Below are 1,515 nucleotides of genomic sequence, written 5' to 3'. Positions count from 1 at the left end.
TGTCCCGGATCAGCGCCCTTGAGACAGAAGTGTTTTAATTGAGAAGAGAGGATTTTCGGCTCATCGTAGCTCTATCAAAGGAAGCGAAGATGAGACAGAAAACCGGGCCGCAGACATCGGCGGCCGAGAAGACCATCAAGGACATCCGCCGCGCCACGCGCAAGCACCATTCGTCGGAGGAGAAGATCCGCATTGTGCTGGAAGGTCTGCGTGGCGAAGACAGCATCGCCGCGATTTGCCGCCGCGAAGGGATCGCCGAGAGCCTGTATTATAGCTGGTCAAAGGAATTCCTCGAAGCGGGCAAGAAGCGGCTCGCGGGCGATACCGCTCGCTCGGCGACCAGTGACGAGGTCAAGGCGCTGCGCCGTGAAAGCCGCGACCTGAAAGAGGCGCTGGCTGACCTCACCCTGGAAAACCGCCTGCTTAAAAAAAGCATGATTGCGGATGGGGGCGACGAAGAATGAGATATCCCGCCACGGAAAAGCTCGAGATTATCCGACTGGTGGACGAATCCCACCTGCCTGCCAAGCAGACCCTCGACAAGCTCGGTATCCCCCGGCCGACCTTTTATCGCTGGTATAATCGCTTCCAGACCCACGGTGTCGAGGGGCTGGAAGACCGGACGTCCGCACCTTCACGGGTGTGGAACCGTGTTCCCGACGATGTCCGTGACCGTATCATCACCATGGCGCTCGACCATGCCGATCTGTCACCGCGCGAGCTGGCCGTGAAGTTCACCGACACGGAACGCTATTTTGTGTCAGAAGCTTCGGTCTATCGCCTGCTCAAGGCCCACGACCTGATCACCTCGCCAGCCTATATCGTCATCAAGGCCAATGACGAGTTCAAGGACAAGACCACGCGGCCGAACGAGATGTGGCAGACCGACTTCACCTACCTGAAGGTCATCGGCTGGGGCTGGTTCTACCTCTCGACCATCCTCGACGACTATTCCCGCTACATCATCGCCTGGAAGCTGTGCACCAGCATGAAAGTCGATGACGTCACCGATACGCTCGACCTGGCACTGACCGCCTCAGGCTGCGACAAGGTCAAGGTCGAACACCGCCCACGCCTACTGTCCGACAACGGTCCGTGTTACGTCGCTTCCGATCTCGGCGAGTGGCTGGAGAAATACAAGATCGCTCAGGTCCATGGCGCTCCGGGGCATCCGCAAACGCAGGGTAAGATCGAACGCTGGCACCAGACGTTGAAGAACCGCATCCTGCTCGAAAACTACTTCTTCCAAGAGGACCTGGAAGCCCAGATCGCGGCCTTCGTCGAGCATTACAATCATCGACGATACCACGAGAGCCTCGAAAATCTCACCCCGGCCGACGTGTACTTCGGACGCGGCCAGACCATCCTGCTCGAACGTGAAAGGATCAAACGAGACACCATCAGACTACGCCGCTTGAAACACCACGCCAAAGCGGCTTAAATTAACCAGCTACCCGAGCCGGAAACTCCATTCTTCCAGAGCCCAAAAAGTCTCAAATCATTCGACGACGGACA

Annotated in this window: 1 protein-coding gene; it reads left to right on the top strand. The window is 57.7% G+C overall.

What is annotated here, in order from left to right; genetic code table 11:
• Positions 1-89: 89 nt before the first annotated feature.
• Positions 90-1,441 (top strand): IS3 family transposase gene (locus DOU54_RS22895; RefSeq protein WP_113731828.1). Its coding sequence is split into 2 segments (ribosomal slippage): positions 90-426 and positions 426-1,441, totalling 1,353 coding nucleotides; the frame shifts between segments, so codons are not numbered across the junction.
• Positions 1,442-1,515 lie beyond the last annotated feature (74 nt).

This window comes from Agrobacterium sp. MS2, assembly GCF_003261015.1.
Taxonomy (GTDB): domain Bacteria; phylum Pseudomonadota; class Alphaproteobacteria; order Rhizobiales; family Rhizobiaceae; genus Agrobacterium; species Agrobacterium pusense.
The sequence above is the reverse complement of the archived record's forward strand: the minus strand, read 5'-3'. Positions and strand labels throughout refer to the sequence as shown.